19 protein-coding genes, 1 tRNA gene and 1 pseudogene are annotated in these 21,492 nt (G+C 65.1%); 6 read left to right on the forward strand and 15 right to left on the reverse strand.

Annotated features, from left to right (window positions below):
* Positions 1–5: 5 nt before the first annotated feature.
* From BJA_RS27665 to BJA_RS27700, 8 genes and pseudogenes are all read right to left on the reverse strand, one after another.
* Positions 6–2,949: pseudogene (locus tag BJA_RS27665) on the reverse strand (formate dehydrogenase subunit alpha).
* A 2-nt stretch (positions 2,950–2,951) separates the two neighbouring features.
* The gene (locus tag BJA_RS27670) at positions 2,952–3,170 is read right to left on the reverse strand and encodes a twin-arginine translocation signal domain-containing protein (protein ID WP_011088227.1); all 219 of its coding nucleotides are present in this window, start codon (positions 3,168–3,170) and stop codon (positions 2,952–2,954) included.
* A 29-nt stretch (positions 3,171–3,199) separates the two neighbouring features.
* Positions 3,200–3,979: a molecular chaperone TorD family protein gene (locus BJA_RS27675; protein WP_011088228.1), complete on the reverse strand. Its 780-nt coding sequence runs from the start codon at positions 3,977–3,979 to the stop codon at positions 3,200–3,202.
* A gap of 132 nt (positions 3,980–4,111) precedes the next feature.
* Positions 4,112–4,738, reverse strand: a complete 627-nt coding sequence (locus BJA_RS27680) for a DUF3306 domain-containing protein (RefSeq protein WP_011088229.1) — start codon at positions 4,736–4,738, stop codon at positions 4,112–4,114.
* Entirely contained in the window at positions 4,735–5,253 is a 519-nt protein-coding gene (locus BJA_RS27685) for a DUF3305 domain-containing protein (protein WP_038967503.1), read from the reverse strand. Before BJA_RS27685 ends, BJA_RS27680 begins: the two co-directional genes overlap by 4 nt.
* On the reverse strand, positions 5,250–6,257 hold the full coding sequence (locus tag BJA_RS27690) for a DUF6352 family protein (protein WP_011088230.1): 1,008 nt from the start codon (positions 6,255–6,257) through the stop codon (positions 5,250–5,252). Before BJA_RS27690 ends, BJA_RS27685 begins: the two co-directional genes overlap by 4 nt.
* Complete coding sequence (locus tag BJA_RS27695) at positions 6,254–6,796, reverse strand: DUF6505 family protein (protein ID WP_038967511.1); 543 nt, start codon at positions 6,794–6,796, stop codon at positions 6,254–6,256. The genes BJA_RS27690 and BJA_RS27695 overlap by 4 nt, the downstream gene beginning before the upstream one ends.
* 8 nt (positions 6,797–6,804) lie before the next feature.
* Entirely contained in the window at positions 6,805–7,560 is a 756-nt protein-coding gene (locus BJA_RS27700; RefSeq protein ID WP_236842084.1) for a biotin/lipoate--protein ligase family protein, read from the reverse strand.
* A 151-nt stretch (positions 7,561–7,711) separates the two neighbouring features.
* Here BJA_RS27700 and BJA_RS27705 point away from each other — a divergent pair, with 151 nt between their 5' ends.
* On the forward strand, positions 7,712–9,682 hold the full coding sequence (locus BJA_RS27705; RefSeq protein ID WP_011088232.1) for a 4Fe-4S binding protein: 1,971 nt from the start codon (positions 7,712–7,714) through the stop codon (positions 9,680–9,682).
* A gap of 16 nt (positions 9,683–9,698) precedes the next feature.
* On the forward strand, positions 9,699–9,980 hold the full coding sequence (locus tag BJA_RS27710) for a hypothetical protein (RefSeq protein WP_236842085.1): 282 nt from the start codon (positions 9,699–9,701) through the stop codon (positions 9,978–9,980).
* Between the two features lie 59 nt (positions 9,981–10,039).
* Here BJA_RS27710 and BJA_RS27715 read toward each other — a convergent pair whose 3' ends face one another.
* Positions 10,040–11,332, reverse strand: a complete 1,293-nt coding sequence (locus BJA_RS27715) for a c-type cytochrome (RefSeq protein WP_038967505.1) — start codon at positions 11,330–11,332, stop codon at positions 10,040–10,042.
* Between the two features lie 295 nt (positions 11,333–11,627).
* Between BJA_RS27715 and BJA_RS27720 the strand changes: the two genes are divergently transcribed.
* Entirely contained in the window at positions 11,628–11,867 is a 240-nt protein-coding gene (locus BJA_RS27720; RefSeq protein ID WP_038967506.1) for a hypothetical protein, read from the forward strand.
* A 714-nt stretch (positions 11,868–12,581) separates the two neighbouring features.
* On the opposite strand, the gene BJA_RS27725 is transcribed toward BJA_RS27720, so the two are convergent.
* Both BJA_RS27725 and BJA_RS27730 read right to left on the reverse strand, forming a co-directional pair.
* Positions 12,582–12,655, reverse strand: a tRNA-Gly gene (locus BJA_RS27725).
* Between the two features lie 318 nt (positions 12,656–12,973).
* Positions 12,974–15,379: an ATP-binding protein gene (locus BJA_RS27730; protein ID WP_038967507.1), complete on the reverse strand. Its 2,406-nt coding sequence runs from the start codon at positions 15,377–15,379 to the stop codon at positions 12,974–12,976.
* Positions 15,380–15,714: 335 nt separating this feature from the next.
* Between BJA_RS27730 and BJA_RS27735 the strand changes: the two genes are divergently transcribed.
* Positions 15,715–16,428 (forward strand): substrate-binding periplasmic protein, encoded by a 714-nt coding sequence (locus BJA_RS27735; protein ID WP_038967508.1) that lies wholly within the window; start codon positions 15,715–15,717, stop codon positions 16,426–16,428.
* A 9-nt stretch (positions 16,429–16,437) separates the two neighbouring features.
* Here BJA_RS27735 and BJA_RS27740 read toward each other — a convergent pair whose 3' ends face one another.
* Together BJA_RS27740 and BJA_RS27745 are read right to left on the reverse strand one after the other, a co-directional pair.
* Positions 16,438–16,641: a hypothetical protein gene (locus BJA_RS27740; protein ID WP_011088238.1), complete on the reverse strand. Its 204-nt coding sequence runs from the start codon at positions 16,639–16,641 to the stop codon at positions 16,438–16,440.
* Positions 16,642–16,680: 39 nt separating this feature from the next.
* Positions 16,681–16,866: a hypothetical protein gene (locus BJA_RS27745; protein ID WP_027549099.1), complete on the reverse strand. Its 186-nt coding sequence runs from the start codon at positions 16,864–16,866 to the stop codon at positions 16,681–16,683.
* Positions 16,867–17,068: 202 nt separating this feature from the next.
* Between BJA_RS27745 and BJA_RS27750 the strand changes: the two genes are divergently transcribed.
* Positions 17,069–17,443: a YciI family protein gene (locus tag BJA_RS27750; RefSeq protein ID WP_028176003.1), complete on the forward strand. Its 375-nt coding sequence runs from the start codon at positions 17,069–17,071 to the stop codon at positions 17,441–17,443.
* A 14-nt stretch (positions 17,444–17,457) separates the two neighbouring features.
* Here BJA_RS27750 and BJA_RS27755 read toward each other — a convergent pair whose 3' ends face one another.
* Positions 17,458–18,048: a TMEM175 family protein gene (locus BJA_RS27755; RefSeq protein WP_011088240.1), complete on the reverse strand. Its 591-nt coding sequence runs from the start codon at positions 18,046–18,048 to the stop codon at positions 17,458–17,460.
* Positions 18,049–18,176: 128 nt separating this feature from the next.
* On the opposite strand from BJA_RS27755, the gene BJA_RS27760 reads away from it, so the two are divergent.
* Positions 18,177–20,234: an ATP-dependent helicase gene (locus BJA_RS27760; protein WP_011088241.1), complete on the forward strand. Its 2,058-nt coding sequence runs from the start codon at positions 18,177–18,179 to the stop codon at positions 20,232–20,234.
* Positions 20,235–20,240: 6 nt separating this feature from the next.
* Here BJA_RS27760 and BJA_RS27765 read toward each other — a convergent pair whose 3' ends face one another.
* Positions 20,241–21,488, reverse strand: coding sequence for a metal-dependent hydrolase family protein (locus BJA_RS27765; protein ID WP_011088242.1), 1,248 nt, complete (start codon positions 21,486–21,488; stop codon positions 20,241–20,243).
* Positions 21,489–21,492: the final 4 nt, after the last annotated feature.

The following is a 21,492-nucleotide window of genomic DNA, read 5'->3' on the forward strand; positions in this document are numbered from 1 at the left end:
GCTCCTTATGCCGCCGCGATCTGGCAGAGAGTGACCTTAGTTTCCTGCATGTTCGTCGCGGGATCGTATCCGTAGGTGGTGATCGTGTTGGCGCTTTCGCCGAGCACGATCGGGTCGGTGCCCTTCGGGTAGTTGCCGCGAAGGTCCTTGCCCGCCAGCCAGCCACCGAAGTGGAACGGCATCCAGGCAACGCCCTTGCCGACGCGCTCCGTGACGAGCGCCTTCATCCTCGCCCGGGAATTGTTCTCGGCACCCGTGACCCAGACCCAGCCGCCGTCCTTGACGCCGCGCTCGGCGGCGTCGGCGGGATTGATCTCGATGAACATGTCCTGCTGCAATTCGGCGAGCCACGGGTTGGTCCGGGTCTCCTCGCCGCCGCCCTCATATTCGACCAGGCGGCCGGACGACAGGATGAGCGGGAATTGTTTTGCAATTCCCTTCTCCACCGCAGCCTTCTGCACGGAGAAGCCGATATTGGGCATCCGGAACTGCTTGGCGTCGGGCAGCGTCGGGTATTTGGCGACGAGATCGACGCGCGGCGTGTAGATCGGCTCGCGGTGAACCGGGATGGGATCGGGCAAGCCGAAGGCATTCATGCGCGCCTTGCCGTTGCCATAGGGAACGCAGCCATGCGCCAGCGCGACGCGCTGGATGCCGCCCGACAGGTCGAGCGACCACGACACTGCGTCCGGAGTGGCGGGGTTGACCTTGTTGATCACGGCCATTTCCGCTTCGGTGAGCTCGGTGTCCCAGCCGAGCTTCTTCAGGCTCGCGAGCGTGAATTCCGGATAGCCGTCCTGGATGCCCGACCCCAGCGAGTACGAGCCGTCCGCGAGCAGGCTCACCTTACGCGTCGTGCCGTCCGGCAGCTTCTCCTCGCGCTCGATGCCGAACCGCGGCCGGAACGTGCCGCCGCCATCCATCACGTGCAGATTGGTATTGTAGAGCAGCGGCGTTCCGGGATGCTTGACCTCCGGTGATCCCCAGCATGGCCAGGGCAGGCCGTAATAGTCGCCGCCGACCTCGGGATCGTCCTTCGGCGCCCGCATCGTCAGCATGTCGAACTTCGCCTGGTTCTTCATGTGCGCCTTGAGGCGCTCGGGCGATTGCCCGCAATAGCCGGTCGACCAGCTGCCGCGGTTCATCTCGCGAAGTACATCCTCTGCTTCAGGAAGATTGTTCTCGACCTTGATTTTCTTGAACATCTGGTCCGCGAAGCCGAACTTCTTGGCCAGCAGGTAGATGATTTCGAGATCATCCTTCGACTCGAACACCGGCTTCACAATCTGCTCGCCCCATTGCAGCGAGCGGTTGGAGGCGACGCGAGAGCCCTTGCACTCAAATTGGGTGGCGACCGGGAGAATGTAGACACCATCCTTGCGTCCCGCCTCGACTGCGAGCGAGGCCCAGGTCGTCGGATGCGGATCGGCGATGACGAGCAGCCTCCAGCGCCTTCAGGCCATTGAGGGATTCAGGAATACGGGTGATGCTGTTGGAGGCGTGTCCCTGCACGAACACCGCCTTCACATTGTCCTTCTGCGCGACCTGATCTTTCGGCAGCGTCACCGCCTCGAACCAGCGGGTCAGCGGGATGCCGGGGGTTTCCATGATCTGCTTGGAATCGAACCGCGACTTCAGGAAGTCGTAGTCGACCTCCCAAACCCGCGACCAGTGCTTCCAGGCGCCCTCGGCGAGGCCGTAGTAGAACGGCAGCGTGACGATATCGAGCCCGACGTCGGTCGCGCCCTGGACGTTGTCGTGGCCACGGAAGATGTTGGCTCCCATGCCCGCGCCGCCGACATTGCCGGTCATCAGCAGCAGGATGCAACTGGCACGCACGTTGGCGGTGCCGACGGTCTTCTGGGTCTGGCCCATGGCCCAGATCAGCGTGGCCGGCTTTTCGGTGGCAAACATCTTGGCGACGCGCTTGAGCTGCTCGCCGGGAATGCCGGTGACGCGCTCGACTTCTTCCGGATTCCACTTTTCCACCTCCTTGCGGAGGTCGTCGAACCCGTAGACCCGCTGCCGGATGAACTCCTTGTCCTCCCAGCCGTTCTGGAGGATGTGCCACATCATGCCGTAAAGCACGGGGATGTCGGTGCCCGGCCGCATCCGCACATATTCCGTCGCGTGCGCGGCGGTGCGCGTCAGGCGCGGGTCGATGACGACGAAGTTGGCCTTTTGCAGTTCCTTGCCCTCGAGCAGGTGCTGCAGCGAGACCGGATGCGCCTCTGCCGGATTGCCGCCCAGGACGACCTGCGTCTTCGCATTGCGGATATCATTGAAGCTGTTGGTCATCGCGCCGTAGCCCCAGGTGTTGGCGACGCCGGTGACGGTGGTCGAATGGCAGATGCGGGCCTGATGATCGGTATTGTTGGTTCCCCAGAATGCGCCAAGCTTGCGGAACAGGTAGGCGCCTTCATTGGTCATCTTGGCCGAGCCAAGCCAATAGACGGAATCGGGGCCTGACTTCTCACGTACGGTTTGAAGCTTGTCGCCGATCTCGTTGATTGCGGTATCCCAGGACACGCGGGTCCACTGCCCTCCGACGAGCTTCATCGGATAGCGCAACCGTCGCTCGCTGTGCACGAGCTCGCGCACGGATGCGCCCTTGGCACAATGCGAGCCGCGATTGATCGGAGAATCCCAACTCGGTTCCTGGCCGATCCATACCCCGTTCAGGACCTCGGCAGTCACCGTGCACCCAACCGAGCAATGCGTGCAGACGCTCTTGCGGACGCTCGCACCCGCGGTGAGCGGACCGGCCATCGCCGCCTCCGCCTTGCGCACGCCGCCGACCGGCAGCGTGCCGAGCACGGCGAGCGCGCCACCGGCGAGACCGGATTTGCGCAAGAAGCTGCGGCGGTCGAGACCGCCGCCCTGCCCTGCAAGGGACTCGGCAACGGAACCATGGCGCAGGGAACGCTGGTTTGCTCGCTTGATCAGCACGGTCAACCTCCCTTGGCCGGATAACGATTGACGCGATAGAAAGCCTTGACGTGATCAGTTTCCTTGTAGCGCGCCTTGCGCTTCTCATCGTTGGTTTCGCTATCAGCCTGCGCGGACCCGACCAGCGGTGTCGCGAGCGTCGCGCCGGCGCCCAACGTGCCAGCGCCGACCTTGCGCAGGAAATCGCGACGCCCGACTGTGGCTTTCCTGTCTTCACTCATCGCATCTCTCCTGGACCCGCCGGTGCAGGTCAGTTGGCGAACGTGAATGCCTCCGCCTCGATCTCGATAAAGGCGCGACCGAGCGCGCCGACCGCACGATAGAAGACGGCGCTCTCCGCGCCCTCGATGTCGGCGAACAGCCGCCCTATCCAGGGCTCGACGTGTTTGACAAAGAATGCGCGCTGCGCCTCGAACGACGTAGGGAAGCGGCCTCCCGCGAAACCTGCCATGATCTCGCACAGGATGGCGGCGTGATCCTCCGGCTCCGAATTATTCGCGGCGCGCTCGATCCCGGACGCGGCGAGATCGGCGCGCAGGCGCGACAGCGGCCGCTCGTTGAGGAATCCGGTCAGATAGTAGGAGGCATAGGGCAAGAGCTCGCCGCGGCCGAGACCGACGAACAGATCGAAATATTCGCGTTCGACCTGCGTTGCGACCGCATTGGCGGCGGCCGCGGCCAGCCCAGCATGCGCGCGCCCGAGTGGCGTCGCATCACCGGTCAATGCGGCCAGTTGATCGAGCAGCCTTCTTGACGGTGCTGCGGACAAGAGCGTCGCGAGCAGCAGATATTCCTGCGCACGCGCCGCATCGACGGGTTCAATCAGCTCATTGGACACAAACGGCTCGCCGTACAGATCAGGCCGCAAGTCTTTGCGCGATACGCCGGTCGCCGCCTCGACCGCAATCACCCGTTGCGCGGGCACCTGGTTCCAGTTCGAAACGGAGGGTTGGCTAATGCCGATTTTGCGCGCAAGCCCAGCAACGCCGCCGGCGGCGTCAATGGCTCGCTCAAGGCCATCATCACGCACGTGGACCTCCCATCCAAGTCCCGGGTGCTGATTTTGCTTTTGCTACAAAGCGCTAGACGAAGCGTAATCCCGGCCCAGCGGAGGGTCAATCGCATCACATAGTCTGAGGCTATGGCCTTTCGTCGGGGAGCCCTAGCGGGGCAGCGCGCCGCCATGCGGGCGACGGGGAAGCGACAGGTGTTCGCTTGCAGTGCTTTCAGGGACCGTTAGTTGCGCTGCAGCAGGAACAGGTGCGGGCTTGGTGGGCGCAGCTTCTTCGGCGACGACCTCGACATTCGATCTCTCGGCCTGGCGCAATTCCCGCGAAGAATCCGTGACTTCAACCGGAGTCTCGGACAGCGTCTCGGCTGACTTGCTGAGGCCGCCGACGATTCTGTCCACGAACGCGGCGAGTTCTGCTTCCGAACAATCCAGCGGACCAAAGCCCGGCATCGCGGTCGGATCGTTGAAGTCCCACGCGCTTTCGGCAAGCCCCACGAAGTCGCGAATGGCGGGATCAGCGCTCCAGGCGCGACGAAGCGCCGCACGCGTCAGCTCCTGCGGAATCCCTTTGCGCAAGAACGCCTTGATGTCGGTCGCCGACGTAATCAAGTCGATCGAAGGCAGGCTCGAGGGGTCGAACTCCGCTTCGTCATCCTTCGCGGCGGGCGGCAGTGCCGACTGCATGTCGTCGCGCTTTGCCGGATCCGATTGCGTCGGGTTCGCCTTTGCGTGCTGCTTGCGACGGGACCAGCGCGTCAGGAACCTATCCTCACTCATTCGTGTCCGCCTTCATGCTGCCGGCGCGCCAGCGCCTCCGGATCGGCCTGCCGCCGCTTCCGTTTGAAGAACTCCCGTTCGACGTGGTGCTCGGCAACGAAGCTTTCAATCTGCTCACGCAGCACGTCCGGCATGGGAACGGCCTCGACCAGATTCGCAGCGGCCCCGGTGAACGCCTCGCCTTCCGCAGGATCGGCGGTGGCGGCAGCCACCGAATAGGGCCAGGTGCCTTCCGCAGGCGACAACACTGTCCAGATGCTCGGACGACCCGAAGCAAGATTGTCGCGATAGCGCGCCGTCTCGGAAATGTAGAGATCGACCATAGTGCTGCCGGCATAGAACAGCGTCGTCCCACCGCCCTCGTCACGGAGCACCGTCCAGGACTTTGTGTCCGGCTCGTCCGGCAGCACGGCGACGGCGCGCCAGACAAAGTCGGTCCACGGCGAGTCCGCCTTGTACCGTCCGACCACGATACCGACGGGGATGCGCACAAGTGGCAGCGCAGCCGGGCTCATGTCACCCTCTCCAGGTGCTTGATCGGCAGCCCCGTCAGCAAATTCTGCGGCTTCATCCGGAGCTTCTGATCGGAGTTCATCGACAGGATGAGATAGACCGGCTCGCCCTGCATCTCGTCTGCGACCGCACTCGCATCTGCAAACGTCAGGCGGAACAATGAAAGCACGCGGCCGGCGCTGCGGTCGTCGAGTTGCTCGCCATGCCAGAGACGGTCGCCGAGCCTGGTCGCATCGGCGTCGAGCCCGACATACCAGGTGAGCCGCGCATCACGCAGTTCGCGCAGCGGCTCAATGCCGACGTCGATCCCGAGCAGATGGGAGATCCAGCGCGCCATCGCCTGCGCCAGCGCCCTCGGCCCGCGCCCGCCCGCGGTGAGATCGAAAACCATGTCGAAATGGTCGCTTCGGTGCCAATAGTCGTCGGCGTTATCCTCGTTCAAGACGTCCAGCTCGGCATCGGTCACGGCCCCGAGCATCGACATCAGCGAGAGCACCGGGGTCGGGCTCTGCCCACCGACGACCTCCTCATCGCCGAGCAGCAAGGCCCGTTCATGCGGCAGGATGCGCTGGGGGCGGAAGAACAGCTCGGCGGCGCGCAGCACGAACGGGTCATCGCAGCCATCCAGCGCATTGCGCAGGATGACATGCACGAGTTGATTGACGAACAGCGGCGGCAATCCGTTTCCCCCCGACCGGACGGTCGCAAGATAGGCGGCCTCCAGGGTCGGATGCCGCACCAGGAGATCGCGAACGGCAAGCACGAACTGCCAGTTCTCCCGGGCATCCGCATCGACAATCGCTGCGATCTCGTCCGCACTGACCGCCCGGCGGGGAGCGGCCAGCAGCTCGCGGTGCAGCCGCCGCTCGACCGGGCATGCTTCGTCCGGTGGAATCAGCTCGGGCCGGACGAAATAGACCTTCAGGAACTCGTCGGTGACGCAAAGCCCGCCGCCCGCCTCGCGATCGAGCAGATGGTGGCCGCATGCGATCCAGAAATCATTCATCGATGCTGCGGCTCCTCCTGGCTCATATCGGCAAGCCTGACATTGCTGTCGGGTTCGACATCATCCTCGGCTTCCATGAACGAGAACGCCTTGCCGTGCCCCTGCCCTTGCCGCAGCTGCAGCCTGCGGAACGACTCGCGGACTTCGCCGTCGCTCACCGAGCGGTGGACGGCAATGAGCGAACTGATCGGATGCGTGCAGAGCGACCGCACGAAGGCGACCTCCTCTTCGGCGGCCGTCCGCGCGGTTGCCGGATCCGGCGCGCCGAAACGATCGATGAGTTGTCCGGCGAGGAGCTCGATCACCGCCCGGCAATCGCTCTCCGTTGCCGGCACGATCTGCACCAGCGTCGACCAGCCCCAGGATTGCACCCCGAGGAAGCCGCTGCGGAACGCCGCGCGCGCCTTGCCGCTCAACGTCGCCGGATCCTGGTCGCAGAAGCGGAACGCGCCGGAGACGGCCCATTCGCCGGGCTCTGCCGCCGCGTCGAACACGAAGGTGTCGGAGGGATCGAGCGCGATGGCGCGCAGCAGTTTCACGGCACTTGTCACGTCCTTGGCCCTCCGAGCTTCGGATCGAGCCAGGATGGCTTGGCGAGCGCCTTGACAAGCTCGCTCCGCTCAACCTTGCCGGTACCGACCTGGCGCGTGAGGAGATCGCCGCTCTCGTCGATGCTGAGGACGGTTCGCCGCTCACGGGGAACCCGGCTGAGATAATCGCGTGCGACGCTGTCAAAGCCATCGACCTGCCAACGATCGATCGCTCGCATCAGGTGCCGGGCAAAACTCTCGGTCACCTGCACGGCGCCCGCTTCGCCGAACCCCTCCTCATCCAGCGCGGACGCGAGCGGATGAACGCCGGGCCCCTGATCGGCCATTGCGACCGTCCGGATCATGGCGCCAAACACCAGCCAGGCGGGCGGCTCGTTCTCGCGCGCGGACGATGGCCACCCCATCCGCCCCCCGCCGACCAGCCCGCCGTCGATCTCGACTGAGCCGGGCCAGCTGATCGCAACCGTCTTGTTGGGCGGCGCATAGGCGCGAAGAGCGTCGGTGAGCGCGACCATGCCGGCGTAGAAGGCGCGCCGCGCGGTGCTCAAGAGTTCGCCTGGCTCGAGCACCACGGCGAATTCGGCGAGATCGAACCGCCCGACGCACACCAGCGTGCCGGCGCCGCACTTGGGTGCAATGCCGCAAGCGTGGGCAAAGGCGTCTCCGCTCTCCCGCAGCCGGACGAGCGTGAAGGGCGGCGGCAGCTGGATCGGTTCTACCAGGGAAACGTAGTTGATCGGGGTCGACCGCAAGGCCGTCCTCCACTTTCCTTTTCTTCCCAATAGTGAAAATCTATACGAGGAGCAGGAACGGCGCGAGTCCGGAAGTCGGCGCCGCACTGACGGAGGGATTCACCTGGAGCAGCCAGCGAAGACCGTCCTGATCTGCTCGTGTGAAGACACGATGCGCCTCGACACGGCTGCGATCCGGCGAGGATGCCCCAACTGCGAGATCAGAAGCTTTCGCCATCTCTGCGGCGCGGAGCTCGATCATTTCCGCAACGCGGCAAAGGCCGATGGCCCGCTGACGGTCGCCTGCACGCAGCAGGCTGCGCAATTCACCCATGAGATCGGCGAACGCCCTGGCGGGATCACCTTCGTCAACATCCGCGAGACGGCGGGCTGGTCGCGCGACGGTGCGAACGCGGGCGCGAAGATGGCGGCGCTGCTTGCGGCAGCCGCAATTCCCGCACCGGACTTTCCGCTGGTCACATTGTCGAGTGACGGCATCATCCTGATCAATGGCCGCGACGAAGCCGCGATCGAAGCCGGGCGGCTGCTCGCAGACCATCTCGACGTCACGGTCATGCTCATGCAGCCGGCAGACGTTACGCCGCCTGCCGCGGCAGTGTTTCCGATCGTCAAAGGCAAGATCCGCAATGCGCGGGGACATTTTGGCGCATTCGAGCTCACGATCGACGACTACGCGCAACCGCGCCCCTCTTCGCGCGACCGCTTCGTGTTCGAGGCCCCGCGCAACGGGGCGACCTCGCGCTGCGATCTGGTGCTCGACCTCTCCGGCGAGCCACCGCTGTTTCCGGCGCACGACCTGCGGGACGGCTATCTCCGCGCCGATCCGAGAGATCCGGCGGCGGTGCTGCGCGCGGTGCTTGCCGCTCGCGATCTCGTCGGAAATTTCGACAAGCCGAGATATGTCGACTTCACGCCCAGCCTCTGCGCGCATTCGCGCTCGAAGCTGACCGGATGCCATCGCTGCCTTGACTTATGCCCGACCGGCGCGATTACGCCGGACGGCGACCATGTCGCTGTCAACGCAGACGTCTGCGCAGGTTGTGGGCAATGCGCGGCCGCCTGCCCCACGGGCGCTGCATCCTACGCGCTGCCGCCGGCCGACACCCAGTTGCAGATGCTTCGCGCCATGTTGCTCGCCTATCGCGAAGCCGGCGGCACGCATCCGGTGCTGCTGCTGCATGACGGCGCGCACGGCACGCCGCTGATCGATGCGCTCGCCCGTCATGGCGACGGATTGCCAGCCAACGTGCTGCCCCTCGCCGTCAACGAGTTGACGCAGGTCGGCCTAGAGGCCGTTATCGGCGCATTCGCGTATGGCGCGGCGGCCGTGCGGTTTCTCCTGCGCGCCAAGCCGCGACACGGCGTGACCGGATTGCTGCAGACGATCGTCATGGCCGAGACCATTCTCGCCGGGCTCGGATTTGAGGGCCGACGCGTGGCCACGATCGAAACCGACGATCCCGACACGCTGGCTGATCATCTGACGGGGATTGGTCCCCTCGCCGGCCTCGAAAATCCTGCGACTTTCCGGACGGTCGGCAAGCGCGGCGATCTGCTTCGCTTTGGCCTGAGTGAATTGCATCGCCTCGCGCCCAGGCCGGTCGACGTGATCGCCTTGCCCGAGGGCGCACCGATCGGTGCGATCACCGTTGACACCGGCGGTTGCACGCTATGCTTGTCCTGTGTTTCGGCCTGCCCGACCGGCGCGCTTCGCGCCGATCCCGAGCGTCCCGTCCTCAAATTCGTGGAGGACGCCTGCGTGCAGTGCGGTCTGTGCCAGAGCACCTGTCCTGAGAAGGTCATCACGCTCACCCCGCAGATCGACTTCCGGGCAAGGCGTGCGCAGGCGCAAGTGATCAAGGAAGAAGAACCGGCGCTGTGTGTCCGCTGCGGCACACCCTTCGGCGTGAAGAGCACGATCGATCGGATCGCGACGAAGCTCGAGGGGCACCATTGGATGTATCCCACCGGGGACCGCCGGACCGAGGCCTTGCGGATGTGCGCCGATTGCCGCGTCATTGTCATGAGCGAACAGCAGTTCGATCCGATCCAGGACGTTCCGGAACGCGCGCCACCGCGGACGACGGACGACTATCTGCGTCAACGCGAGAACAAGGACTAGCCGTATGCCTCGTTTCATGATGGTTTTTTGGACATGCCTCGTCATCACGGTGCTCGCTGGCACAGCCGTCGAGGCCGCCGCCCTCGCCAAGGCGGAAAAGGTCGCGCTCAAGCAGGCGATCGTCGCCTGCAAGGCCGAGGCAAAGGGCAAGAAGATCAAGTGGCTGTCACGCCGGACATACGTCAATCAGTGTGTCGTGACGGCGCTCAAGGAACGTCCCAGCGTCAACGTGGCTCGCATGCTCGAGGAGAACCCGGATCTGACGAATATTCCCGTGGAGCGATGGCCGGGCTATTAGGGCGTTGACATCAGGACCTTGCCGCCTTCGCTTGAAGACGCGCAAGGCGTTGCTGCGGGCTACTTCGACGTCGCACGCGCCAGAAAGTCCGTGAGCGCGCGGCGATCCTCGGCCGAGCCGATCCGCTGCTCCGGCATCTTGGTGCCGGGCGTGTAGGCGTTCGGCCCGATCTCGAACAGTTTTGACACGGTCTCCGGCGTCCAGACGATATCCATCGCCTTGAGCGCGTCGGTGAACCGATAGCCCGGCAGCGAGGCAATCTTCCGGCCGAAGAGCCCCGCAAGCGTCGGCCCGGCACGCTGTACCTCATTCTCCGACAATGTATGGCAGGCAACGCAGGCCCTGAACATTTCGGCGCCGTGATCGCCGACATAGGCAGCGAGCGGATCCGCCGGCGTGCCCAGCACGTTCGACCCGATCGCCGCGCCGGTCAGTGCGTTCCAGCGCCTGATCTTGCCGTCAGCACCGCCCGTCAGGAGCGTCGCGCCATCAGGCAGGAACGCGACCGACCAGACCGGCGCGCCGAGCCCGGCGAGCGTGCGCATCACGCTGCGCGCCTTGCGATCGACGATCGCAACGGTGCCGTCAATTGCCCCCGTGGCGATCAAAGCCCCGTCTTGCGAGATCGCCAGGGCCACGATCGGCCTGGCGCCAGCCATGACCTCGCCGTTCTCCTTGCCATCGGCGGTCATCATGCGCAGCTTCCCGTCTGCCGCGCCGGTGACGATTTCGCCATCAGGCGAGATGGCGACGGCATTCAGCGGCGCCGGCATCACAACGATCTCGGGGCTGCCGCCTGCCAAGGGCCAGATCCGCACCGTCAGATCGTAGCCAACGCTCACCAGCGATTTTCCATCGGGGGCAAAGGCCACACCGTTCACGCTTTGCGAGTGACCTTGCAGCACGCGCGTCCCACCATCGGACAGGGATGAAATCCGCACGGTGTGGTCCCACGAGGCCGACGCGAGCTTCGATGTATCGGGCGAGACGACGAGTCCGACAATGGGTCCCGTATGACCTTCGAGAACCTGGTCTGGCTGCAGCCCGCCCGCCGTCCAGATGGCAATCTGGCCGTCCGCACCAGCCGTTGCCATTCGTCCGTCTCCGAGGAAGGCAGCCGCGTTCACCGCACCCGAATGGAAGCGAAGGACCTGCTCGGCCGACTCGGTTGCCAGGGACCATCGGATCGCTGCCGTGTCGAAGCTCCCCGACAAAACCGTCTTGCCATCGCTCGAAACGGCGATTGCGCGAACAGGCCCGCCGTGCCCCGCCAATTGCGCCTGCGCGGGCCGCAGTGGAAGAAGCAGCGATGCCGTCAGAAGGGCGGTGGCGAGACGCAAGGTCAAATCCATTGGCCGTCGGAGACACTCACAGCAAAGCACCCACCGTGCCATTTTGCCCGGCCTTTGCACCATGGCCAAATGCCGTCCCGTGACGTCCCGCGCTTCTTGCCGGCGATCGTTCTGTGGAGATCTTCCGTGGCGTGTCCGTGGCCGACTGGCCTGGCCTCTGGGCAAAAGCGCACCCATTTGATCCAGCTCAACGGGGGTAGCTCATATTCGGTTCCAGGTGCGACAAGCGGCGCCTTGATTGGCGATCGACGTGGTCGCAGTCTTGCGAAAGGCGCCTCAGAGAGCGAGGCCGGACATGCAAGTACACCCGAAAGCCTATCTGCAGCTCATCGCGCGGTTGTGGCACTTTCGCGCGTCGCCGCCGCGCAATCGCGATCCCGACAGCCAGGATGCGTCGGCACTGCTCGTCTACATCGCCGTCGTGTTAGCGCTGCTCTTGGCTGTCCTTGAAATCGATATCCACAGCGCGCAGCTTCAATCCCTGGGACTGCTCGGCGATCCCATCGGGATCAACCCGATTTTCATGGGTCCTTGAGACAGCGCCTGCGACAATTGCTGCGCTCGCGACCCGACCAGCCGCTGGCGCATAGCCGTTCGAGAACATACGAGCCGACCAAGACGTCCAGCTCGGCCACGATTGGTTGAGACGCGTCTACTCCTGTGTTCCCCTTGGAAACACAAGAGATCGATCTACGAAATCTTCAACCGGCAGTTTGCCTTGTTGCGCTTGTCTTTGCATCTCTTGCACCGGCATCCCTGCTACCGATGTGCGACTTACCGGTAATGGATGCGATCGCAGCATATTCGTCGCGGCCACGAAAACCGCGAACACGGCCAAGCCAGAGATCATCAGGAGCTTCACGCGAACCTCCGTTGGTTCTGAGAGAGTCGAAGCTCTGACTAGTGCAAGACTCGAAGTTCCCGTGTGAGATCTCTCACATCTCTCTTTCTCTTGATCATCTCTTGATCATCGCCGGGGCGGCTGTTCCTCGCTCCAGTCATCTGGTGCGCCGTGGAAGGACTGCTGACATTTGCGTTCAATAGGTCTTTCTTGACCTCTCGATGCACACGTCACGCAGCGGCCATGGCGCCTGATGTGCATGACGACGATGAAGCAAAGCAAGACGCGCAAGTGAAACGCGTCAAGCGCCGCGCAAGACAAGCGATAGGAAAGCGAACGTCTGTCAGAATGAGAATGCGCGACTTGTCAGAATGGAAAACTCTTGACGCGCTAAGCCATTGAAAACATTGGAGCGGGTGAAGGGAATCGAACCCTCGTATTCAGCTTGGAAGGCTGCTGCTCTACCATTGAGCTACACCCGCATCTCGCGTTCCCCTAACACGGCCGCGCGGCGGCCTCAACTGCCCCGGATCGGTCTTTCCCGCTTCGCGAAGGGCTTGTTCCCGGCCGCCCGCCCCACCTCTTAACGACGCGGGTATTTCGCCCTATATTGGAGTCTCCCGAAACCAACGAAAGGAGGTGATCCAGTGTCTTATCTCAAGCGCTGTCACCTCGCTGGGATCGCCCGCTAAGCTTTGAACAAGGCTTGGCATCGGGGCGCTCTCAGCCCTGGACCAGCGAGCACAAAATCGGGCGCGACGGGGCCTCCCCGCCGCGCCTTTTTCGTGGGCGGGCGCCGCTCAGGCGGCCGACTCGCCCGCAAGCACCTCGCGGATCTTCTGCGACAGCTCCGACTTCCGGTATGGCTTCTGAAGCAGCGCCACGCCGGGATCGAGATGTCCTTCGTGGACGATGGTGTTGTCGGTATAGCCGGAGGTGTAGAGCACCCTCGCCCCCGGCCGCCGGAGCCGGACGGCTTCGGCCAGTTCCCGCCCGTTCATGCCGCCGGGCATGATGATGTCCGTGAACAGCAGGTCGAAACTGGCGCCCTGGTCGACCAGCGCGAGGGCGGCTGCGCCGTCGCCGGCCACGAGCGTGCGATAGCCGAGGCTCCCGAGCTGGGCGATGACATAGCCCTGCACCAGCGGATCGTCCTCGACCACGAGTATCGTCTCGTGCCCGCGCGCCGCGGCGGCCGCCTGAGCCGGTCCCGTCCTGGTTGCCGCCTCGCCCTCCGATCGTGGCAGGAACAACCGCATCACCGTGCCTTGTCCCTCCTCGCTCTCGATCGCGACGGTGCCGCCGGTCTGGCGGGCAAAGCCGTAGACCATGCTCAGCCCGAGCCCAGTGCCGCGGCCGACCCCCTTGGTGGTGAAGAACGGCTCGAACACGCGCTCGCGGATGTCGGCCGGGATGCCGTGGCCGGTATCGGTCACCGCAATCATCACGAAGGCGCCGCGCATGATGTCGCCGTCGCTGCGCACGCCGTCAAGCTCCCGGTTCGCGGTCTCGAGCGTGAGCCTGCCGCCGTCCGGCATCGCGTCACGCGCGTTGACGGCGAGATTGACGATCGCGGACGAGAGCTGCGACGGATCCGCCATCGCGGACCAGGCGTCGTCCGCGAGCCGGGTCACGATCTCGATATGCTCGCCCAGGATCGGCTTCAGCAGCTTCGCCGTCTCGACCACGAGAGCGTTGACGTCGATCTCGCGCGGCTCCAGCGGCTGGCGGCGCGCGAAGGTCAGCAGCTGCGAGGTAATCTCGGCGCCACGCGCGGCCGCATCGTCGATGAGCTGCGCGATCGCGGCGAACTGGGGCCTGTCCGCAAGCCCTTCCTGGATGATCTCGATGGTGCCGGTGATGACGGTGAGCACGTTGTTGAAGTCGTGCGCGACGCCGCCGGTGAGCTGGCCGATCGCGTCCATCTTCTGGGATTGGCGAAGCCGTTCCTCGGTCTCGTGCTGCTCAGTGAGGTCGGTGGCGGAGCCGCGATAACCCATGAAGCGTCCGTCGGCCGCGAATACCGGCTGGCCGTTGACGCTGAAATGGCGCACGCGTCCGGTCATATCGCGGCCGCGATACTCGAACTTCCGGAACGGCTCGTGGCGATCCAGCACCGCCATGTGCGCGCGCCATTTCTCCGGCTCGGCGTCGTGGTCGAAGGCGGCATCGGTGCGGCGCTTGCCGATCAGCGCCTTATGGTCCATGCCGAAGGCCCCTGCGCGGTCGGATATGTAGGTGAACCGATGATCCGGCCCGGTCTCCCAGAACCAGTCGGACGCGGTCTCGGCATAGTCACGGAAGCGCTGCTCGCTCGCGCGCGCGTCGCCTTCGGCGCGCTGGCGGATTTTCAGGTCGCCCTCGAGATTCGTATTGGCCTCGCGCAGCTCGCCATAGGCCCGCTCGAGATTGGCGCACATGGCGTTGAAGGCGTCGATCACCTTGTCCAGTTCGTCCGCATCGTAGGGCGGCCGGCGCTCCAGGTGCAAAGGCGGCGGCGGCCGCACCAGGCTGTACTTGCTGACGAAGTCGGCGATGGCGACAAGGTGCCGCGTCACCAGGAGATGGAACATGTAGATGATGAACAGCGAGACGAGGAACGTCTTCGCCGCCTGGCTTGCCAGGATGATCAGGGCACGGTGCAGCAATTGCTGATAGACCTCGCTCAGCGTCGCCTCGACATGGAGCACGCCGATCGGGCGCGCGGCGCCCTGCACGGAGTAGTTCAGCGGGTAATCGCGCGTGACGATCGAACGGGTGTTCGGCTCGCCGACCGCGACACGGACCGGATTGGGGCGATCAGCGATCTCGCGCACCTCGGCGGCGCGGATGTCGGGCAGCCGCAGGATGCCGTCGAGCTGGAGCTTGAGCTGGTTTTGGTCGAGATTCCACAGGCTTTCGCCGAGGCTGCCGGTGGTGCTGCGGCCGATCTCGTCGAGCCGCGTCTCGATGACGCCGACCTCGCGGTCATAGTCGAGATAGAGCTGAAGCGCGGTCAGCATCAGCGTGACGATTGAGGAGAACAGCAGCACGGCGGCCAGGAGGCGCGGCCCGACGCCGCTGCGCGACCAGTTGAAAATCCGCGACAGCAACGCTCCGATCATCGCCGGCGCAAACGCGGCGCCGATCCCGCTCAAATCCTGCTTCGCGGCCGCCGGGGCAACGGCGCGGCCGCGCTTGGAATCCTCGTCGCCTGCGTTGCCCATGCACCACGTCCCCGGAATGGCGGCATCCTGCTCCGGCCGGCAGCGGTCGCGAGCAATTCGATCGTTGAGACTTTCCCCTCCACGCGATGCGCGTGGCGATTCCTGTCGGCCCATGGGCGGCTTGAGGTCGGCGGGGTCATATCTTGCGCCCAGCAGCAGGATTCCGGCGCAAACTATCACTTCGCGTGCTAGAATAACATCAGTTAAAGTCCGGAGTCGCCTGCATGGCGGCGAGTGATGGCCGTTGCGGCTGGCGCGCAGGCGCGCGCCACTCCCGGTAGATCGCGCGGGCCTCCGAATCCAGTGGTAGCAAGGCACGACCAAGGAGACGCGTGATGTGGCGGATGGCCATCGCCTGCCTGTCGTTGCTCGCAGCCGGTCCAACGCAGGCGCAGGAGCTGATCCGGCTGGCGCGCATCACGGACATCCCCGATCAATATGTCGGCGGCGAGATGCTGCGGGCCGTCTACGCCAAGCTCAGCATCAGGCTCGAATTCGAGGACGTCCCCGGCAAGCGGGCACTCGCGCTGTCGAGCGCCGGCGAGGTCGACGGCGAAATCCAGCGGATCGGAACGCTCTCGCGCGACTACCCGACGCTGATCCAGGTCACGCCGGCGATCAACTACATCGAGCCCACGGTGTTCACGACGAAACTGCGTTTCGACGTCGCCGGCTGGAATTCGATCAGGGACTACAACATCGGCATCGTCCGCGGCGTCGGCTCGTCGGAGGCCGGCACCCGCGACATGGCCCGTGTCACGGCGACCACCAGCCTCGAGAACATGATCCAGATGCTCGATGCCGACCGTTTCGACGTGATGGTCACCGACCTCTTCAGTGGACTCGTCGCGGTGAGGAAGCTCAATCTCCAGGCCAGGATCTACCCGCTCTCCCCGCCGCTCGAGCGCATCCACATCTACCACTACCTGCACGAACGTCATCGCGATCTGGTGCCGAAGGTCGGCAAGGTGATCGCGCAGATGGAGGCGAGCGGTGAGCTGGCGGCGCTGCGTGAGGCCCTCGTCAAGCAGGTCCTGAGCGCGCCGTAACAGCGCCGCTCAGGTCGCGCGAAGCCGTTCGCGTAACGCCACAGCGGCGATCAGCACGCCAACACACCAGGCCAAGACCGCCCGGTGAGGCTCCTCGCCGAGCAGCACTGTGAAGATGCTCGCGAGCAGGCATGGCGCGATCGCCTTGCTGCTCCGGCTCGCCAGCGAGACCAGGAACGGCAGCGCGGCAACCGATATTTGCAGGACACCCATCAGCGGAGACCGGTCTCGCCCAAAGCTTCAGAAAAGGCTTCAGAAGCCACAGACATTGACCGCGCGCGGGCGTTTGCCGCGGCGGCTCTCCACGATGCGTTCGCCGCCGTTCTCGGCCGAGCTGCCGTAATAGCGGTGATGACCGCTCTGGTCGTGCAAATCGGCGGGCTCCGATTGTGCCGCCCGCCGTGCGTCGCAGATGATCTTGATGGTGTGACCCGACATTGCCGCCTCCGATGGCCTTCCGTGTTCTTGTGGCCATCAGTCGCCTCGGCTTTAGGCAGCGTTCACACCGCAAGGCGGTAATCGGGTTTCAGGACGGTTTCGTCGAGGCCTGCACGACGCAATATTTTGCGCTCGGGGATTGTCGGCGCGGGCCGTCGTGATACGTCCTTTGGACCCGCGCAGCAAAAAAAACGAGGTGACGATGCTCTACGCCATCCTGGCCTATCACGTGGAAGACGAGATCTTGTCCTGGACTCCGGAGGAGGACGCCGCGGTCGTGGCCAAGGTCATCGAGGTTCAGGCGCCCCTCAGGGCAAGCGGACACCTTGGGCCGGCCGCCCGTCTGGACGAGACCCGAAAGGCCCGCACCTTGCGCGGCCCCGGCGCGGGCGTGGTGATGGACGGCCCGTTTGCCGAGACCAAGGAGCAGCTTCTGGGCTTCCACCTCGTGGAATACGACACGGATGACGAGGCGATCGCGGCGGCACGGAAGCTGCGTCAGGTCAATCCGAGTGCGGTCTACGAAATCCGCCCGGTCAAGCTTTATGTGCCGGCCGACGGGTTCGGCGCGACATAAGGGAAGCGACCACCTTACGAATCCGGTTCGGCTTGCGCACTGTAGAAGCGCTGGATCAGCAGGCCGCCGAAGGCGATGAACCACACGAAGGGTGCGACGTGCGGCGCAAACGCCGCCACGATCGTGCCCGGGATGAACACGAGCAGCGGAAACAGCGATGCCATGATCTCATGGCGCCAGCCGCCCAGGATCGTCCACCACAGCCAGGCATTGAGGCCGGCGATCGCGGTTAGGTGCAAACCGTAGAGCACGGCAACCGCGCTGCTCATGGCGTAGTTGGTATAGAGGCCGTTGGTCACCGGCAGCAGCACGATCGAGAGCAGGAAGAACAGGTTGAGGATCACCGCGCCGCGGCTGCCCACCGGCTGGCGCGCCAGCCGCCGGTGATGGCTGATCCAGAACACCCCGGCGATGATGAAGCTGAGCGCAAAGCCGGCAAGCTTGCCGGAATAGACATGGGCGAGATCGCTCCAGCCGGGTGCGCCGGTGAAGACGGCGGCCTTGGGCAGATCGTAGGCCAGGAGCGTCATGGCGACACCAAAGATGGTGTTGCTGAGCGACTCCAGCCGCCGCATCTCGAACTGGTCGGGCTTGAGCTCGGTCATGCCGGGCGCGCTCTTCTCGGGCTGGAACCTTGGGCCGTCTTTTCCCTAGGTGTTAAATAAGGTTCCGTCCAGCCGCATTGCGATTCGCGAGGAGATCGCCGAATCTCACGGTTTCACCGGGGCGATTCGTGGCAACATATCTGGACACGCTCAATGCGGAGCAGCGCCGCGCCGTCGAGCATGGAGTGGCCGATGGCGCGACCGTGGGCGCGCCCCTGCTCGTCATCGCCGGCGCCGGCTCCGGCAAGACCAACACGCTGGCCCATCGCGTCGCCCATCTGATCGTTGCGGGTGCCGATCCGCGCCGCATCCTGTTGATGACATTCTCGCGCCGCGCCGCGGCCGAGATGGCCGGCCGCGTCGAGCGGATCGCCCGAAAGGTGCTCGGGGAGAACAACGCCGCGATCATGCGCGATGCGCTGACCTGGGCCGGCACGTTCCATGGCATCGGCGCGCGCCTCTTGCGCGAATATGCCGAGCGGATCGGCGTCGATCCCGCCTTCACTATCCACGACCGCGAGGATTCCGCCGACCTGATGAATTTGGTTCGGCACGAGCGCGGCCTGTCCAAGACCGAGAGCCGCTTTCCAGCCAAGGGCACGTGCCTGTCGATCTACTCCCGCTGCGTCAACGCCGAGATGGAGATCGAGAAGGTGCTGGGACAGCACTATCCCTGGTGCGTGGGCTGGGCCGCCGAGCTGAAGGGCCTGTTCGTGGCTTACGTCGAGGCCAAGCAGGCCCAGCACGTGCTCGATTACGACGACCTCCTGCTCTACTGGTCGCAGATGATGAGCGACGCGCTGATCGCCGAAGAGATCGGCGGCCGCTTCGATCACGTGCTGGTCGACGAATATCAGGACACCAACCGCCTGCAATCCTCGATCCTGCTGGCGCTGAAGCCCGACGGACGCGGCCTCACCGTGGTCGGCGACGACGCGCAGTCGATCTACTCGTTCCGCGCCGCCACCGTGCGCAACATCCTGGAGTTTCCGCAGAGCTTTTCGCCCCGCGCCGAGATGATCACGCTCGACCGCAACTACCGCTCGACGCAAGCCGTACTGGCGGCGGCCAACGGTGTCATTGGGCTCGCGCGCGAGCGATTTACCAAGAACCTCTGGACCGACCGCACCTCCGCGCAAAAGCCGCAACTCGTCACCGTGCACGACGAGGCTGACCAGGCGCGCTACATCGTCGAAGAGGTGCTGGCCAACCGCGAGCAAGGCGCGCTCTTGAAGCACCAGGCGGTGCTGTTCCGGACGTCCTCGCATTCGGGACCACTGGAAATCGAGCTGACCCGCCGCAACATCCCGTTCGTAAAGTTCGGCGGGCTGAAGTTTCTCGACGCCGCGCACGTCAAGGATGTGCTGGCGATGCTGCGCTTCGCCGAAAACCCGCGCGACCGCGTTGCGGGCTTCCGCATCCTGCATCTGTTGCCCGGCATCGGCCCCGCGACCGCGCAGCGCGTGCTCGACCAGATGGCGGAGAGCGCCGATCCGCTTGCTGCACTCGGCCAGCTCCCGGTGCCGCCGCGCACCGGCGCGGACTGGACCGACTTCGTCCGCACGACCCAGAATCTGCGCTATTCGGAATGGCCGGCGGATCTCGAGCGCGTGCGGCTCTGGTACGAGCCGCATCTCGACCGCATCCACGAGGAGTCCGAGACGCGTCGCGCCGATCTGATGCAGCTCGAGCAGATCGCGAGCGGCTACGCCTCGCGCGAGAAGTTTTTGACCGAGCTCACGCTCGATCCGCCGGACGCGACCAGCGACAAATCCGGGCCACCGCTCCGCGACGAGGACTATCTGATCCTCTCCACCATCCATTCCGCCAAGGGCCAGGAATGGAAGTCGGTATTCGTGCTCAACGTCGTCGACGGCTGCATGCCCTCCGATCTCGGTGCCGGCACCAGCGCCGAGCTCGAGGAGGAACGCCGCCTGCTCTATGTCGCGATGACGCGCGCCAAAGACGATCTCCATCTCATCGTGCCGCAGCGCTTCTTCACCCACGGCCAGGCCGCCAAGGGCGACCGCCACGTCTACGCCTCGCGCACCCGCTTCATCCCGGAGCAGCTGGTCTATCTGTTCGAGCGCACCGCCTGGCCCAAAGCCGCCGCCGGCGGAGCCCGTAACGCGGCGCAAGGGCCGAAGATCGACATCGGCGCGCGCATGCGCGGGATGTGGCGGTAAGGCCGACTACGCGTTCAGCCTGTCGAACTGGACCTTGCCGGCCTTCAGCACCAGCGGAATGTGCTCACCCTGGCCGAGCAGGCAGGCGACATCGCGCAGCGGATTGCCGTCGACCACCAGCAGGTCTGCGAGAGCCTCGGGTGCGATCCGGCCGAGCTTGCCCTCCATGCCGAGCACCTCGGCACCAATCACCGTGGCGCTGGCGATGACGGCGCGCGGGCCGAGAATCTCGGCGCGGATGCGGAATTCATCGCTCTGGAGGCGCTGGGACGGCCCGAGCAAATCGCTGCCGAACCCCATCTTCACGCCGGCATCGCGATAGATCGCGAGCGAACGCAGGCCGGCGTCGCGGACATCGGCGATCTTGGCGACGCTCTCCGGCGGCAGGCCATACTGCGCGCCCTCGTTGGCCAGCGCCTCATAGGTGACGAGCGTCGGAACCACATAGGCCCCCTTCTCGGCCATCAGGCGCGCGGTCGGCTCATCCACGAGATTGCCGTGCTCGATGGTGCGCACGCCGCAGCGAACCGCGCGCGCGATGGCGGCGGCGGTGTAGGCATGGGCGAGCACATAAGTCTGGCGCCCGCGCGCTTCCTCGACGATGGCGCGGATCTCGTCCTCGGAGTAGCCGAAGGCGCCGACCGGATCGGTCGGCGAGGCCACGCCGCCGGAGGCCATGATCTTAATCTGGTCGGCGCCCATCTGGAGCTCCTCGCGCGCGGCCCTGCGCACGCCGTCGACGCCGTCGGCGACGCGTGCCAGTGCGCCGACCCGCACGCAGCACGGACATGGTGCGTCACTCGCCAGATAATCCGAGCGCGCCCGCATGTCGCCGTGGCCGCCGGTCTGGCTGAGCGCGCGGCCGGAGACGAACAGCCGCGGGCCGTCAGTGAGGCCGGTCTCGATCGCCTGCTTCAGCGCATGGCCGGCGCCGCCGGCATCGCGGACGGTGGTGAAGCCACGCCGCAGCATGCCGCGCAGCAGCAGGGTCGAGCGCAGCGTCACCAGCACGTTGGGCATGTGCACCTGCTGCGCCAGATTGAGCTCGACCGCCACCGCATGCACATGCAGGTCGATCAGACCGGGCATCAGCGTCTTGCCCCTCAGATCGATGGTTCGGTCGGCGGTGACCTGGAGCGGCCGGTCCGAGACCTCCTTGATCAAATTGTCTTCGACCAGCACGTGATGTGCGTCCATCAGGTCCGCCTGGAGCGGATCGAGCAGAGCGGCGTTCTTGAAGAGGATGCTGGGCATCGCG

The organism is Bradyrhizobium diazoefficiens USDA 110, from assembly GCF_000011365.1.
Lineage (GTDB): Bacteria > Pseudomonadota > Alphaproteobacteria > Rhizobiales > Xanthobacteraceae > Bradyrhizobium > Bradyrhizobium diazoefficiens.

What these genes read in the sequence shown, in the direction of transcription:
- BJA_RS27720 (WP_038967506.1), top strand. Translation starts at nt 11,628, where the DNA reads ATGCAAGTACACCCGAAAGCCTATCTGCAGCTCATCGCGCGGTTGTGG.
- BJA_RS27680 (WP_011088229.1), bottom strand. Translation starts at nt 4,738, where the DNA reads ATGAGTGAGGATAGGTTCCTGACGCGCTGGTCCCGTCGCAAGCAGCAC.
- BJA_RS27745 (WP_027549099.1), bottom strand. Translation starts at nt 16,866, where the DNA reads ATGTCGGGTCACACCATCAAGATCATCTGCGACGCACGGCGGGCGGCA.
- BJA_RS27685 (WP_038967503.1), bottom strand. Translation starts at nt 5,253, where the DNA reads ATGAGCCCGGCTGCGCTGCCACTTGTGCGCATCCCCGTCGGTATCGTG.
- BJA_RS27730 (WP_038967507.1), bottom strand. Translation starts at nt 15,379, where the DNA reads ATGGGCAACGCAGGCGACGAGGATTCCAAGCGCGGCCGCGCCGTTGCC.
- BJA_RS27755 (WP_011088240.1), bottom strand. Translation starts at nt 18,048, where the DNA reads ATGACCGAGCTCAAGCCCGACCAGTTCGAGATGCGGCGGCTGGAGTCG.
- BJA_RS27740 (WP_011088238.1), bottom strand. Translation starts at nt 16,641, where the DNA reads ATGGGTGTCCTGCAAATATCGGTTGCCGCGCTGCCGTTCCTGGTCTCG.
- BJA_RS27750 (WP_028176003.1), top strand. Translation starts at nt 17,069, where the DNA reads ATGCTCTACGCCATCCTGGCCTATCACGTGGAAGACGAGATCTTGTCC.
- BJA_RS27705 (WP_011088232.1), top strand. Translation starts at nt 7,712, where the DNA reads ATGCGCCTCGACACGGCTGCGATCCGGCGAGGATGCCCCAACTGCGAG.
- BJA_RS27735 (WP_038967508.1), top strand. Translation starts at nt 15,715, where the DNA reads ATGTGGCGGATGGCCATCGCCTGCCTGTCGTTGCTCGCAGCCGGTCCA.
- BJA_RS27715 (WP_038967505.1), bottom strand. Translation starts at nt 11,332, where the DNA reads ATGGATTTGACCTTGCGTCTCGCCACCGCCCTTCTGACGGCATCGCTG.
- BJA_RS27670 (WP_011088227.1), bottom strand. Translation starts at nt 3,170, where the DNA reads ATGAGTGAAGACAGGAAAGCCACAGTCGGGCGTCGCGATTTCCTGCGC.
- BJA_RS27765 (WP_011088242.1), bottom strand. Translation starts at nt 21,488, where the DNA reads ATGCCCAGCATCCTCTTCAAGAACGCCGCTCTGCTCGATCCGCTCCAG.
- BJA_RS27710 (WP_236842085.1), top strand. Translation starts at nt 9,699, where the DNA reads ATGATGGTTTTTTGGACATGCCTCGTCATCACGGTGCTCGCTGGCACA.
- BJA_RS27690 (WP_011088230.1), bottom strand. Translation starts at nt 6,257, where the DNA reads ATGAATGATTTCTGGATCGCATGCGGCCACCATCTGCTCGATCGCGAG.